The organism is Citrobacter sp. RHBSTW-00859, assembly GCF_013729795.1.
Lineage (GTDB): Bacteria > Pseudomonadota > Gammaproteobacteria > Enterobacterales > Enterobacteriaceae > Citrobacter > Citrobacter braakii.
Genome location: NZ_CP056284.1, coordinates 3,926,646 through 3,939,926 on the forward strand (window position 1 = coordinate 3,926,646; position 13,281 = coordinate 3,939,926).

Sequence of the window (13,281 nt, forward strand, 5' to 3'; positions counted from 1 at the left end):
TCAGACCTCCTACAAGCAAGGGAGCTTTTCGTTATGATGATTTTGAGTATTATCGCTACGGTTGTTCTGCTCAGCGTTCTGTTTTATCACCGCGTGAGCTTATTCCTCAGCAGCTTAATTTTGCTCGCCTGGACAGCTGCGCTTGGCGTGGTTGGCCTGTGGTCAATCTGGCTGCTGGTTCCTCTGGCCATTCTCCTCGTACCGTTTAACTTTACGCCAATGCGCAAATCCATGATCTCTGCGCCAGTGTTCCGCGGTTTCCGTAAAGTCATGCCGCCGATGTCGCGTACTGAGAAAGAGGCGATTGATGCCGGTACAACCTGGTGGGAAGGCGACCTGTTCCAGGGCAAGCCAGACTGGAAAAAACTGCATAACTATCCTCAGCCGCATCTGACAGCTGAAGAACAAGCTTTTATTGACGGCCCAGTGGAAGAAGCCTGCCGCATGGCGAACGACTTCCAGATCACCCATGAACTCGCGGATCTGCCGCCGGAACTGTGGGCGTATCTGAAAGAACACCGCTTCTTCGCGATGATCATTAAGAAAGAGTACGGCGGGCTGGAATTCTCCGCGTATGCTCAGGCTCGCGTTCTGCAGAAACTCTCCGGCGTTTCCGGGATCCTGGCGATCACCGTTGGCGTACCTAACTCCCTAGGCCCTGGCGAACTGCTGCAGCATTACGGCACCGAAGAGCAGAAGAATCATTACCTGCCGCGTCTGGCACGTGGTCAGGAGATCCCCTGCTTTGCTCTGACCAGCCCCGAAGCGGGTTCCGATGCAGGCGCGATCCCTGATACCGGCGTGGTTTGTATGGGCGACTGGCAGGGCCAGCAGGTGCTGGGTATGCGCCTGACCTGGAATAAGCGTTATATCACGCTGGCGCCTATCGCTACCGTACTGGGTCTGGCATTTAAACTCTCCGACCCGGAAAAACTGCTGGGTGGTGAAGAAGATCTCGGCATTACCTGTGCGCTGATCCCAACGTCAACGCCAGGCGTACAAATTGGGCGTCGACACTTCCCGCTGAACGTGCCGTTCCAGAACGGTCCGACGCTGGGCAAAGATGTCTTCGTGCCGATTGATTACATCATCGGTGGCCCAAAAATGGCCGGTCAGGGCTGGCGCATGCTGGTGGAATGTCTGTCCGTGGGACGCGGTATTACCCTGCCGTCTAACTCGACGGGCGGCGTGAAATCGGTCGCAATGGCAACCGGCGCGTATGCGCATATTCGTCGCCAGTTCAAAATCTCTATCGGTAAGATGGAAGGTATTGAAGAGCCGTTGGCACGTATTGCGGGTAACGCGTACGTGATGGATGCAGCGGCGTCGCTGATTACCTACGGTATTATGCTGGGTGAAAAACCGGCGGTGCTGTCGGCCATCGTGAAGTATCACTGTACCCACCGTGGACAGCAGTCAATCATCGATGCAATGGATATTACTGGCGGTAAAGGCATTATGCTTGGCGAAAGCAACTTCCTCGCCCGTGCTTATCAGGGCGCGCCTATCGCCATTACCGTTGAAGGTGCCAACATTCTGACCCGGAGCATGATGATCTTCGGTCAGGGGGCGATTCGCTGCCATCCGTACGTTCTGGAAGAGATGGCCGCGGCACAGAGTAACGATGTGAATGCGTTCGACAAGCTGCTGTTCAAACACATCGGCCACGTCGGTAGTAACAAAGTGCGCAGCTTCTGGCTGGGCTTGACGCGCGGCTTAACCAGCAGCACGCCAACCGGCGATGCGACCAAACGTTACTACCAGCATCTGAACCGTCTGAGCGCTAACCTGGCACTGCTTTCGGATGTCTCCATGGCCGTACTGGGCGGTAGCCTGAAGCGCCGTGAACGTATCTCCGCGCGTCTGGGCGATGTATTAAGTCAGCTGTATCTGGCCTCTGCGGTACTGAAGCGTTATGACGATGAAGGCCGTAATGAAGCAGACCTGCCGTTGGTTCACTGGGGCGTTCAGGATGCGTTGTACAAAGCGGAACAGGCGATGGACGACCTGCTGAAAAACTTCCCGAACCGACTGGTCGCGGGCCTGCTGAATGTGGTTATCTTCCCTACCGGTCGCCACTACCATGCACCGTCTGACAAGCTGGATCATAAAGTCGCGAAGATTCTGCAGGTTCCGAGCGCCACCCGTTCTCGCCTTGGCCGCGGTCAATACCTGACGCCGAGCGAGCATAACCCGGTAGGTTTGCTGGAAGAGGCTTTGCTGGATGTGATTGCAGCCGACCCTATCCACCAGCGGATCTGCAAAGAGCTGGGTAAAAACCTGCCGTTTACCCGCCTGGATGAACTGGCGCACAATGCGCTGGCTAAAGGGCTGATTGATAAAGATGAAGCCGCAATTCTGGTGAAAGCCGAAGCGAGTCGTCTGCGTAGCATCAACGTGGATGACTTTGAACCCGAGGCGCTGGCGACTCAGCCGGTAAAGCTGCCAGAGAAGGTGCGTAAAGTCGAAGCCGCGTAACGACACACGCACAACGTTTAGCCCCGCTTAATGCGGGGCTTTTTATTGCCACATTTCCGTTAGAGCTCATGCTACAGTGTCAAAATGTTGTTCAATGAGGAGCCTCGATCGTGCCCGGTTTGAAAATTACTCTGCTGCAACAACCGCTGATCTGGATGGATGGCCCGGCCAACCTGCGCCATTTCGACCGCCAACTGGAAACCGTCACCGGACGTGATGTCATTGTGTTACCTGAAATGTTTACCAGCGGATTTGCCATGGAAGCGGCAAGCAAATCGCTGCCGCAGGAAGAGGTTGTCAGTTGGATGCGCACTAAGGCGCAACAGACGAACGCCCTTATAGCAGGCAGCGCCGCTCTCCTGTCTGAACGTGGCCCGGTAAACCGCTTTTTGCTGGTCGAACCCGAAGGTAATGTCCATTTCTATGACAAGCGCCACCTGTTCCGCATGGCGGATGAACATCAACATTATCAGGCGGGTGACGCGCGGGTTATTTTTGAATGGCGCGGCTGGCGCATTCTGCCGTTGGTCTGTTATGACCTGCGTTTTCCGGTATGGTCGCGCAACCGCAACGATTACGACCTGGCATTGTATGTCGCCAACTGGCCGGCACCGCGTTCGCTACACTGGCAGGTTCTGCTCACCGCGCGGGCAATTGAGAACCAGGCTTATGTAGCAGGATGTAACCGCGTGGGTACTGACGGTAACGGCCATCATTATCGCGGTGACAGCCGGGTGATTAATCCGCAGGGGGAGATTATTGCCACCGCCGAGCCGCATCAGGCTACGCGCATTGACGCTGAACTGTCACTCTCGGCGCTGCGCGAGTACCGCGAGAAGTTCCCCGCCTGGCAGGACGCTGACCCGTTCACGCTGTAGATATCGCCTTCTTCCCGCTGCACAACGTTTTCCGTAGCGGGATTGTTTCACTCCGTAACCAACCGCAAAACAAATTCGCGTGGCGACGTGCTTCGGGCATCGTATTCTGCAAAGGATAATCACTCGTCACCAGCGAGTGACAGACAATGTTAATAATTCCCTTATCAGGATCACGAAATGAAGAACTTCGTACGCATGGCTTTGCTGGCGGCAACCGTGGCTGGCGCTTCTTTTAGCACGCTTGCAGCAAACGTATCCAATGTACCCGCACCAGCTCAGGACCCGGTAGTTCAGCACCTTAAACTGAGCACTGACCAGGTTGCGCAGATTAAAAAACTGCACCAGCAGCTTGAAACCAACGTTAGCCAGATATCGGTGAAGGATGTTAAAGACGGCGCGTTGATTGACGTCATCAAGTCCGGGAAATGGGATGACGCCGCCGTCAAAAAACAGCTTTCCGCGTTCAGCAATATTGAACAGCAGGCGCGTTATTACCGCGTGAAATACTATTTCGACCTGAACAAAGTACTGACCCCAGAACAGCGCCAGCAGGTGCAAAAAGATATCGCACAGACGCTGAGCGAATAATGACCATGGCCTGAATCAGCAATGATTCAGGCTTTTCGGTAATACTTCCTGCTCGAACAAAAATCCCTGTACAGCATCTGCGCCGCTCATACGGCAAATGGCGTAATCCTGCGGCGTTTCCACCCCCTCGATCACAACCCGTTCTCCCAGCCCGCGAAATTGATTGACCAGTACCCTTAACTGCCAATCCGACGTCCTGAACTGATGAAACATTCCGCTTTCAATTTTGATGGCATCGAAACGGATGCCAGACAGTCGCCAGACAAAAAATAGCTCAGGCGAAACATCATCCAACCACACGCGAAACCCGTGACGCACCAGGGTTTTGACGGCAATGCATACAGCCTGCTGTTCTGCCTTTTCCAGTCGCATCATGGTGCCCGGATCCTGAATTTCGATAACAATCCGCCCCTGATGCGCCTGGCGGGCGAGCTGCGCAATCCACGACAGACAGGTCAGCATCCTGACGGATAAATTCAGCGAATAACTTCCTGAGAGTGCCAGTACCTGCCGCATTTGCCACAGAAATAGCTGCTGTTTTGCGGTGATGGAAAGGTGCTTGAAAAAAAGATCGAGCGGTAGCGGCGTGCGTACCTGACTTAACACCTCACAGACATCCAGCGATGCATCATCAAAAAAATGGATGCGCTGCAAACGGATCCCGGTGATCCGCAGCAGCTCGGCGTTGCGGGGAAGCTCTGGCCCAGGGCGGGTCTGTTCGCTGAATCTGTTCATATCATTCCATTTTTTGATTGAAAGGACGTCGTGCATCCTGCAGCCACGGGATACGGCGATCGTTCGGGTATGTCAGGTAAAAGCGCGTCGCCAGACGATGCGCCTCAGGTAGGTCGCGCTGCTGTAACGCCAGCAAGATTTGCGTGAAGGAGACATTCGGGTCTGGGTGAACACGCACATAGTCAGGCGCCCAGCGGCGAACCGCTTCCAGCCAGCGAGCGTCCCGGGTACGCTGATACCGTTGCAGATACCCCATCTGAACATCAAACCGGTAGCGAGGGGCAAGGAGCCAGCCTCCTACTGGGAGCGACTCGACCAGACGCCACTGCGCTGACTGTCGCTCCGCCAGCGTCAACTGCTGTTGCGTGTGCAGTGAGAGAAGCAACAATGGCGTGAAGGTTAAAAACGAGATCAATGCCAGCGCACGAATCAGCGACGTCGACGTAAGCGTCAGACGAGCCCCTTTTAGCGGGCTATCTGCACAACGAAGCAACAGGACCAGCAGTAACCAGTGTGGTGTTGACTGCCTGACGGGGTATTCCGTCAACATATGAATAACCACCGGCAGCGCCGCCACCAGACAAGCGCGACGCCAGCGATTTCCGTGCATCCACAGCCAGAAGCCTCCCGTAATAAAGCACAGCGTCCCCGCCAGCCCAACCAGGCCGCCCTCCACCAGCCACAGCACCAGCTCATTGTGCGGATGCGAGATGCTGCTCAGCCCCAACGGCCCCGCACGTTCGAGAAACACGGCGGCAAAACTGCCCACGCCCCACCCCGTCCACGGGCGTTCGGCAAATAATGCCAGTGACGTTTTAAGCACCGTCCAGCGCACCTGGGAAGTGGTCAGGTGATCGACTGTAGCAACGGACAAAAAATGGCGAGCGAGCGTGCCCGCCACCATGCCTAACGCCAGCGGCAGCAGAAGTAGCAACAACATACGGCGTTGCGCCGGGAAAACCACCAGCAGCAAGACTTCACCTACCACCACAGACACATAGCCGGTTTGCGACTGGGATTCATGCAGCACAAAGCCCATCATCACCAGAGCAACCCCGATGACAATTCGATATCTGTCGCGTAGCCGTAAAAAGAGCGGAGCTGACAGCAGCACACCAGATGCAGTGAAGCTGGCCATCAGATTGACCTGCTGAAAAATACCGTAGGGCCGCGTACCGCGTCGCCAGGCAAACTCCCAGTAATCAACACCCGGCAAATGCCAGTACTGATACAAAAACGCCAGACATTCGATGACGCACGCGCCCCATAGCAAGGTCAGCAGTACCGTCAGGGTGTTTGCCGCAAGCGGAATCTGCAATGTCACCAGATAGACGAGCACGCCTCCCAGCAGCGCCCCTGCGACCAGCTGCGCCTCGAACTGCCAGACGCCAGGTGTCAGCAGACAAAGCAGCGTCAGGATGAGCGCCCCCATCGAAAAAACCGTGGCGGGGACAGTGATACGCCAGCGTTGACTAGGCACCAGCACTGATGCGCTTGCAGCCAGCACAACGGCATAAATCCAGCTCGTAATATTAAGCGGCAACGACAGACCGCTGCCGCCGTTATTCGGCCAGTAGAGATGCATTACCCCACACCAGAAAAACAGACTAATAACGAGCAATAATTTCTGCGCAGGCAGCGGGGCAATACGATTCAGTGCGTTCATCATGCTACTGGTAGTTCAGTGTCCAGGTTCCGCTGGCGCTGAACGGACCGTATTCGAGAGACTGATTTTTTATCGCCGACGGCTCTGCTGCGACCCACGCCCCAAAATTTAGCGTCATCGAGCCTGCAGTTATCTCTTTGACTGACGTGCTCTCATCAAGGCGGATTGCCGTGCCGTCCTCTTCGCTCATCCCAATACCGATCCCTGTCGCGCCACCCTGTTCACTGCTATCCAGCGCCAGATGATCGTCCAGTTCAGCATCCTCACTACCACTGAAAGTGACCGAGATCCCGCGAAAAACCTCAGGGTTGCAGTCGCGTAGCTGAATGCTGAATTTTTCCGGCTTACTGCGCCCAGAGAGATAGAGATCCTGCGTCGCGATTTGCCCGAAATCGACCTCGATCTTGTCGCCTCCAGGTGCCAGGCTGCAGGCCAGCGCTCTGATAGTGCCGTGAAAATACATATCGCCGCCGACCAGTTTGGTGTCGGCCTGCGCCATGCCGCCAAGCAGTAACACACCGATCGCGAATAACGCCGAAAATCTCATGGCATCCCCCTACTGAAACTGCGCAACAACGGTGGCAGAGGCTTCAAACTCACCTTCCTTAACGCTTCCCACGCCCGGCCTTGCCACCGGTGCAGCGGTGAGATTCCAGTCGCCCTGATTCTGGTAAAAACCTTTCACGTTATAGAATTGATTGGGCACGACGGTGCCACCGCTCTCGTCTTTAAGCATAATGCCGAGATCGTCGCGCTTTTGTCCGCCGCTCAGCGTGCCGAGGAGATGATCGTTGAACCCCGCCGTGCCTGACGCCGTGGTAGTTTGTACGCCAAGATTAATGTTCAGCGCGCCCTGATCGAAGCTGCCGCCTTCACAAACAACATGAATGGGGATCGACTTGCTGTAGTTAGTGCCATTGAGCCGGGCAGCGGATCCTGGCAGATCGCCAAACTCAATACTGATTTTGTCTCCCCGGTTGAAGGTGCATTTGTCCGGTACGGTAATCAGCCCGGATTTAATCACCACACGGGAAATCGCCGTAGTGGGCGTAGGTCCCGCGCTCCCCATGCGCCCGGCTACCTCCACCAGCGATTGGGAAGTGATATTGATGCCGTTGATAATGGGTTTAGTGACAATAAACGTCACTTTCCCTTTTGAACCACTTTCAACGTTAGTGGCGCGCGTGTAGCCCTTGCGCTTTTTGCAAGTGTTATTGCTGTTGCGGTTTGAAACGTTGGTAAAAGGCGCCTGAACATACTGTTTATAGCCCCCGGCAACCCACACCTGCACTTCTACATCCAGATACTCATTTAGCCGAAAACGGTTCGCCCCCTGATTTGAAGGCGGCATCGTAGTCGTGGTGGTGTAGTAAATCGGCGACCGGGAGATGTCAGCCTGCTCGCAATAGAAATTCACCACATACCAACTGCCCAGGTTCCAGGTAAACGGATCCGTTCTGCCACCCACGTGGTTTTTACTGACATCCAGCGAGCTCAATTCGATATCGTACTGATGCGGCGACCCGCCCTCCGGCTCACCTTCCCCCTGTGTAAATGCCTGCCCGGCCAGTGGACAGCCAGCCAGGGCAACCCACAACAGCGCTTTGCGTAATACGCTCATAGATACTCCAGCTTAAGTCTCACCAGGCCGTTAAATTCTCCGGCAGTCACCTCTGGCCCAAAAGATTCCAGCGTGGCCAGAAAGTGAATGGCGTTATCGCCTGGTTTGAGGATCCACATACGTTGCGGTTGGTTCAGATGGATCAGCTGATTACGCTCGGTCAGTAGCCGAATGCCCGCGCCGCGCACATCACCACGAATACGCCCCAGGTCACTGTTTTCCGGCGCGCCTTCGGCCATCAGCGTCATCGAAACGCCACGTTCCACCGTGCTGTGCGCCAGCTCAGGCATTTCGCTGGTCTGCCCGGGGAAATCCCTCAGGGTATGACCAGAGCCCTTTAAGCAGCCGTTCAGGTACAGCGTGACCAACACCGGTTCGCTGCGATCGCCGCCCTGGCGAAACCGACTGGCGGAAATATCACCAAGATTGATGGTCTGATCGCGTGAGGCCATATCCAGCACGCACGGCGACACGTAGACCCGGCCGTGAAAGCGGACGTTGCCATACTCACCGGACACGTTGCTCATATCCTGGCGGCCGCTGGTGGCCTGAACCTGCCAGGCCATGCCCGCCATCAGCAGGGCGCAAAGCATCTTTTTCATTTACGATTCCTGTTACCGGGGCTGTTGCTCCATCGGCAATGCTTTACATACATTGCCTGTGCAGCTGAATTTCAGTTCGGGATGACCGCCAAAATCGTTCACGTACATCATGCTGAACTGGCTGACGCTGCCGTCCGTGACGCTGAAATCGAGAGAGGATTTTGGTGAGACCATAACGCCGGGGAAGTCGGTCAATCTGCCGCCTCCCTGCGCTTCTGGCTTGCGGCTTAAGCCGATTAAGGTGACGAAGTAAGGCGTTGGGTTATCCACACTCCAGCGCTGGCCCTGCTTGTGAAAGACCAGTTGGTTTTGCCACACGGCGCCCGGCGTTTCCGGCACAATGGCGGCCGGACGGTAGAACAATTTGATGCGCGACTGCATCGCCAGTTGCAGCACGTTCGGCTTATCCGGTTTAGGCGGAATTTCACGTACGTTCAGGTAGAACAAGCTCTCGCGATCCTGCGGCAGAGCGTTGATCCCGCTGGTTTTCGTCACGCGGGCAATTCCCTTTTGCCCGCCGTTAATTCGTTGCAGCGGCGGTAAGACCATTAGCGGCGAGGTAATTTTTGTTCCGTTGGCATCTTCCACCCACGACTGAGCCAGAAACGGAATGCTCGGGCTGGTATTGGTTAAGTTCGCACTAACTGAGCGCGCATCACCAGTGATGATCATGCGGGTACGGTCGAGCGCAATACCCGCCCATGAGGTGTTGATCTCGGCAATCAAAAGCAGGCCACAGGCCACGGGTTTAAGCCAACGCTGCACGGAGTAAAAAGCTTGATTATTCATGACAAAATTCATTCAGGTTATTGAAATTATTCACAAGGCAACAGCACGTTACCTTCCGGGTTGATTTGTTGTGGCACCTGTAAGTGGCACTGCGCACGGCCAGCCCAGGCAACGGAAAGACGCTCAGCCGGATTCACACCCGCAATCCAGGCCATACCGTTTTCCATTACCATGGCGACGCTAACGCCGTTAGCGTTAAACACTTCGGCGCCAAACGGCGGTACCGAACCATCCTTCAGGCGCAGCAGCGCCATCATTTTTTGCCCCTGCGCCACGGCAAAATGCTGGTAGCCAATCGCACCTTCCGTCAGGGTGTTGGTCACGATGGCTTTAGTCGCGGAAATGTCCTCGTCCATTGCGTCCACATCGATACGGGTATCAAAGCTGTGATAGCTAACGACGTCCGGTACGACGGCAATACCGAAGCGGTTTGAGTGCGCCTGTTCGCCGTTCAGCGGCACGTTCGCCACCCCGTCGGTATCAACCATCACTCTGGCGGTATTCATCGACGCCTGGCTGTTGTGCAGCGCCGCACCGTGACGCGTCGCGGTAAAGCCGCCGCGCATCGTGCCGCCCACGGAGAAATAACGTGATTGCTGCCAGCTGACGTTAGATTCCAGTTCCGCCATCATGCTGCGGTGCTTGTAATAGCCATCAAACGCCGTACGCCCTTCACCGGAAACCCCTGTGCGCAAACGCCACGGATTGTTACGGTCGCGGTTATCGGAATACGAAACCATCTGGCTGGTCTGGTTGCCGCTGTTCTGCAATTCGTAATCCATAGAGCGGCCATCGCTCCATGGCACCGAGATTGAAAGCGAAAGACTGTCGTCTCGTTTGCCCTGATACTCAGAGCGGTAAGCCGCAACGTTGGCGCTGATCCCCTGGATGCCAGCAAATGAAAAGCTGTGCCCCATCGATAATCCGTAACGATCCTGGGAACCGCGATCCCAATAGTTCTGGTGGGTATAGGTCAGGTACAACGTGGTCGCTAATAGTGGATCGTCAGCAAAGAAGGTTTTGTTGCCGGTGATGGTGTACATCTCTTTTTCGTTGCCGGCACTGTTGTTATTTTCATACTGCTCGTCGAGAAACTGCGAGAAAGTGCGGAAGTTACGCTGTGAGAAGCGGTAACCGGCAAAGGTGATGGCGCTGTTGTACTCATCAAAAGTTTTGGCGTAGCTGAGCTTAAAAGACATGCCTTTTTGTTCAGCCTGATGCTTTACCCGACTCACGGATTGCGTCGCATCAGCCGACAGCGCCCCCAGCCAGCTCAAGTCCCGCCCAATCCCCATCGACCAGGCGTTATAGCGATCGCCAGTCAGCAGCGCGCCGCCGTACAGCGACCATGCATTGCTGACCCCCCATGAAAAATCACCGCTATAAAACGCAGGCCCCTGAACGTCGTGGTTATAACGCGATGGCTTCCCGACCGCGGCGTTGTAGCGCACATAGCCTGGGCGCGTCAGATAAGGAATATCGGCTGTATTGACCTGAAAAGTGTGTACGCTGCCATCCTGCTCCTCGACGCGAACATCCAGCGTGCCGCGTACCGAACCGTGCAGATCCTGAATATTAAATGGCCCTGCAGGAACGGTGGTTTGATAGATAACACGGCCCTGCTGACTGACGGTAACCTTCGCATTGCTGCGGGCGATGCCGTGCACTTCAGGCGCATAGCCCTGCAAATTCGGTGGCAACATACGCTCGTCGCTGGCGAGGTTAGCCCCGGTGAAACGCACCGAATCAAAAACCTGGGAATTCAGGTAGATTTCGCCGACCGTCAGTTTTGCAGCCTGCATCGGCAACGGTCGATAGGCATAGATCTGATCCCAGTCGATACGGCCGCGATTATCATCCGAAGCGTAATTGGCCTGATACTGGCCACGAAATCGCCACGCGCCGAGGTTAAAACCTGTCTGCCCATAGCCAGACAGAGAGCGATAACGATCGCCGCCCTGTTCATAATGTGTGGCCTGGCCCGAGACGCTGTAGTCAAAAATCAGCCCCGCGACGCCGTTATCCCAGCGTTCCGGTGGCGTCCAGTCTGGATCGGTATATTTCATCCACGCCTGAGGCACGATAATGTCCAGTACGCCTGCGCTATTATTCAACGCCACACCCGGCAGGCGGGAAATGTCATAGCAGGTCGCGCTAATCGGATGAATATAGGCCAGCGCTTCTTCTTTGAGCGCCAGTAATTCGAGTTGTTGCGGGGTCAGACATGCCATGGATTTATGCGGGTTGGCAGGATCGACGATATAACGGATCGATTGCTGTGGAATCTCCTGGCTGTTAATACGAACATCCAGCAGATATTCTCCGGGAGTCACAAAGTTGCCTTCGGAAAAACGCTGCAAATCGACATTGTGCCTGTCGCTGGCATCCAGTACGTCGGTATTAAATTCAATGGCCTCATCCGCTTCAGCCCATGAAGAGGCACAGACCAGAGCAATAAAAAGCGCCAGACGTTTTTTATCTGTTTTCAGCGTGATCATTTTCGTTCGCAAACCTTCAGATACCCGAATTGCAGTGCAGCTCAGAGATAATTCACAACAAAATGCGTGACCGCAGTAAATTCGCCAGATGTCATTCTTCCGTCGCGGGAGATCAAATAAGCCGTAAAATTGAGCGTGTTTTTCCCTGGATTAAGCACATAGTCCGGTGATGGCTCACCCAGATGAATTTGCTGTCCGTTGCTGTCATATATTTCTATCGCTAAATTTTCAGTTTCCGATTGCACGCTTAGATAATCTGGATTGTCACTATCCGGTGCGCCAGAAAAGGTAATATTGGCGCGTTGAAACAGATTCCCGTGGTGTTGAGAATCCCCTAATGAACATCCCAACAAATGAATGCTGAAATCATGCGCTGATACTTTCTCTGGTTTTCCGGAAATATCTCTGGCTGAGAGATCATCAAATTCAACCAGTAGCGACCGGTCGCGTGGATCGACATAACAGGCAGCCTCAATAATATTTCCGCGCATGCGCATTTTGCCGGGCGTACTGACAAGACGATTGGTGTCAGCCAAAACCCATGCAGGCGATATGAAGATAAAAAGCAGTAAAATTCGCCATCCAGGCATCACCGCATTTCCTTTCAGTTATTCGCAGGAAGGGTTAAGCAGGCGCGTTAATGCGCCTGCTGCAGATCGTTACTGGTAGTCGATCTGGAAATTAACGGTAGATTCGAAATCACCCGGAGTTACCGCGGCAGATGCGTTGTTTGCCTGCAGGTAAGCGACGAAATCAATGTCGGTTTCACCATCGGTAATGTTGACCTGAGAGGCGGCTTGACCCCATTCCACGTCCTGGTTGCCACTGTCAATCATACCGATGCCCGCACCCTTTGCAGTACCAGAGGTGAACGCAGCCAGCGCGTTGTTGTCTGTATCAATCGTTGCCGGGGTATAAGTCACAGTGGCCGTTTTCGCGACGGTCGTATCACAGCCCTGCAGAACGATTTTGGCATGCTTAACGCCAGCACGTTGGTTGTCTTTTAACTGAGAAGTTGGGATCTCACCAAAATTAACCTGTACCGGGCTGGATTCTGGTGCCAGACCGCATGCGGAATTAACCAGAGAACCGGTGAAGTGAATTTTACCGTTAGTCGGTTCGACATTGTTTGCAGCAAAAGCAGAAGAGGCAGTAAAAGTCATTCCCGCCATCAGCGCACAGGCCACAGCCACGTTTTTCATTTTCATATTACTACTTAACCTTATATCTGTTTTTTAGTTATTCCGAAGATCTATTTCCGCAGATAATTTATGTCCGGAAAATCCTGATCTGCAGGTGGCGGTAGCGCATATCCTTGCAAACAATCCATCTCAAGCCGCCCCGTATTTTGAACTTCATTGGTATTCCATCCGAAATACCGTCCACAGTTGTTTACGCTGTTTCGGGGCTTATATTAAGTCGACGG

Annotated in this window: 12 protein-coding genes; 3 read left to right on the plus strand and 9 right to left on the minus strand. The window is 54.5% G+C overall.

Annotated elements, in window-relative coordinates:
- The first annotated feature begins 33 nt into the window (after positions 1–33).
- The 3 genes from fadE (at position 34) to HV302_RS19820 (ending at position 3,944) form a co-directional block, all read left to right on the plus strand.
- Positions 34–2,478 carry an acyl-CoA dehydrogenase FadE gene (gene fadE, locus HV302_RS19810; RefSeq protein WP_016151814.1) on the plus strand — a complete coding sequence of 815 codons (2,445 nt, stop codon included), beginning with the start codon at positions 34–36 and terminating at the stop codon, positions 2,476–2,478.
- Positions 2,479–2,588: 110 nt separating this feature from the next.
- The gene (locus HV302_RS19815; RefSeq protein WP_016151813.1) at positions 2,589–3,356 is read left to right on the plus strand and encodes an amidohydrolase; all 768 of its coding nucleotides are present in this window, start codon (positions 2,589–2,591) and stop codon (positions 3,354–3,356) included.
- Between the two features lie 177 nt (positions 3,357–3,533).
- Positions 3,534–3,944 (plus strand): Spy/CpxP family protein refolding chaperone, encoded by a 411-nt coding sequence (locus HV302_RS19820; protein WP_016151812.1) that lies wholly within the window; start codon positions 3,534–3,536, stop codon positions 3,942–3,944.
- Positions 3,945–3,959: 15 nt separating this feature from the next.
- On the opposite strand, the gene HV302_RS19825 is transcribed toward HV302_RS19820, so the two are convergent.
- From HV302_RS19825 to HV302_RS19865, 9 genes are all read right to left on the minus strand, one after another.
- Positions 3,960–4,679, minus strand: coding sequence for an EAL domain-containing protein (locus HV302_RS19825; RefSeq protein ID WP_049040762.1), 720 nt, complete (start codon positions 4,677–4,679; stop codon positions 3,960–3,962).
- Between the two features lies 1 nt (position 4,680).
- On the minus strand, positions 4,681–6,348 hold the full coding sequence (locus HV302_RS19830; RefSeq protein WP_181626486.1) for an O-antigen ligase family protein: 1,668 nt from the start codon (positions 6,346–6,348) through the stop codon (positions 4,681–4,683).
- A gap of 1 nt (position 6,349) precedes the next feature.
- Positions 6,350–6,892 carry a fimbrial protein gene (locus HV302_RS19835; protein WP_181626487.1) on the minus strand — a complete coding sequence of 181 codons (543 nt, stop codon included), beginning with the start codon at positions 6,890–6,892 and terminating at the stop codon, positions 6,350–6,352.
- 9 nt (positions 6,893–6,901) lie between these two features.
- A complete protein-coding gene (locus tag HV302_RS19840) occupies positions 6,902–7,966 on the minus strand; it encodes a fimbrial protein (RefSeq protein ID WP_181626488.1) in 1,065 nt (354 codons plus the stop codon).
- Positions 7,963–8,568, minus strand: coding sequence for a fimbrial protein (locus tag HV302_RS19845; RefSeq protein ID WP_019076065.1), 606 nt, complete (start codon positions 8,566–8,568; stop codon positions 7,963–7,965). Before HV302_RS19845 ends, HV302_RS19840 begins: the two co-directional genes overlap by 4 nt.
- A 12-nt stretch (positions 8,569–8,580) precedes the next feature.
- The gene (locus HV302_RS19850; protein WP_046275745.1) at positions 8,581–9,357 is read right to left on the minus strand and encodes a fimbrial biogenesis chaperone; all 777 of its coding nucleotides are present in this window, start codon (positions 9,355–9,357) and stop codon (positions 8,581–8,583) included.
- Positions 9,358–9,383: 26 nt separating this feature from the next.
- Positions 9,384–11,855 (minus strand): fimbria/pilus outer membrane usher protein, encoded by a 2,472-nt coding sequence (locus tag HV302_RS19855; protein ID WP_016155751.1) that lies wholly within the window; start codon positions 11,853–11,855, stop codon positions 9,384–9,386.
- A 41-nt stretch (positions 11,856–11,896) separates the two neighbouring features.
- Positions 11,897–12,445, minus strand: a complete 549-nt coding sequence (locus tag HV302_RS19860; protein ID WP_181627482.1) for a fimbrial protein — start codon at positions 12,443–12,445, stop codon at positions 11,897–11,899.
- A 69-nt stretch (positions 12,446–12,514) separates the two neighbouring features.
- The gene (locus HV302_RS19865; RefSeq protein WP_049040759.1) at positions 12,515–13,063 is read right to left on the minus strand and encodes a fimbrial protein; all 549 of its coding nucleotides are present in this window, start codon (positions 13,061–13,063) and stop codon (positions 12,515–12,517) included.
- Positions 13,064–13,281 lie beyond the last annotated feature (218 nt).

Excerpts from the sequence above, each read along its gene's own strand:
- HV302_RS19865 (WP_049040759.1), bottom strand. The coding sequence starts at position 13,063 with ATGAAAATGAAAAACGTGGCTGTGGCCTGTGCGCTGATGGCGGGAATG.
- HV302_RS19820 (WP_016151812.1), top strand. The coding sequence starts at position 3,534 with ATGAAGAACTTCGTACGCATGGCTTTGCTGGCGGCAACCGTGGCTGGC.
- HV302_RS19835 (WP_181626487.1), bottom strand. The coding sequence starts at position 6,892 with ATGAGATTTTCGGCGTTATTCGCGATCGGTGTGTTACTGCTTGGCGGC.
- HV302_RS19850 (WP_046275745.1), bottom strand. The coding sequence starts at position 9,357 with ATGAATAATCAAGCTTTTTACTCCGTGCAGCGTTGGCTTAAACCCGTG.
- HV302_RS19845 (WP_019076065.1), bottom strand. The coding sequence starts at position 8,568 with ATGAAAAAGATGCTTTGCGCCCTGCTGATGGCGGGCATGGCCTGGCAG.
- HV302_RS19840 (WP_181626488.1), bottom strand. The coding sequence starts at position 7,966 with ATGAGCGTATTACGCAAAGCGCTGTTGTGGGTTGCCCTGGCTGGCTGT.
- fadE (WP_016151814.1), top strand. The coding sequence starts at position 34 with ATGATGATTTTGAGTATTATCGCTACGGTTGTTCTGCTCAGCGTTCTG.
- HV302_RS19830 (WP_181626486.1), bottom strand. The coding sequence starts at position 6,348 with ATGATGAACGCACTGAATCGTATTGCCCCGCTGCCTGCGCAGAAATTA.
- HV302_RS19855 (WP_016155751.1), bottom strand. The coding sequence starts at position 11,855 with ATGATCACGCTGAAAACAGATAAAAAACGTCTGGCGCTTTTTATTGCT.
- HV302_RS19860 (WP_181627482.1), bottom strand. The coding sequence starts at position 12,445 with ATGCCTGGATGGCGAATTTTACTGCTTTTTATCTTCATATCGCCTGCA.
- HV302_RS19825 (WP_049040762.1), bottom strand. The coding sequence starts at position 4,679 with ATGAACAGATTCAGCGAACAGACCCGCCCTGGGCCAGAGCTTCCCCGC.